This window comes from Flavihumibacter cheonanensis (genome assembly GCF_022352215.1).
Taxonomy (GTDB): domain Bacteria; phylum Bacteroidota; class Bacteroidia; order Chitinophagales; family Chitinophagaceae; genus Flavihumibacter; species Flavihumibacter cheonanensis.
Map to the genome: position 1 here is coordinate 1 of NZ_JAKRWF010000059.1, position 291 is coordinate 291.

General features: G+C 71.8%; 1 protein-coding gene. It reads right to left on the reverse strand.

The window, feature by feature from the left end:
* Positions 1 to 255, reverse strand: a 255-nt coding sequence (locus MD536_RS21125; RefSeq protein ID WP_239603775.1) for a 7-cyano-7-deazaguanine synthase, incomplete at its 3' end; no start/stop codon positions are given.
* Between the last annotated feature and the right edge of the window lie 36 nt (positions 256 to 291).

Genomic DNA, 291 nt, shown 5'->3' on the forward strand with positions numbered 1-291 from the left:
GGGCACGGCGATGGCGGGGTCGGTCAGGGCCGACCCGCCAATTGCGTCCAGCGACAGGGCCAGAACCTTGTGCTCGACCGCCCCGCCCGCGGCCGCCACCCGCCGCGCGGCCTCCAGTTCTGCGCGATGGCGCTGGCCGTAGTCAAGGCTGAGCGCATGGCAGTCGAATCCGCGCGCGCGCGCGATGGCCAGCACGGTGGCCGAATCGAGGCCGCCGGACAGCAACACCACAGCCTTGAGCCTTTGCGCACTCATCGCCCCGGCTCGTCGCCCCAGAGGATCTTGTGCAGC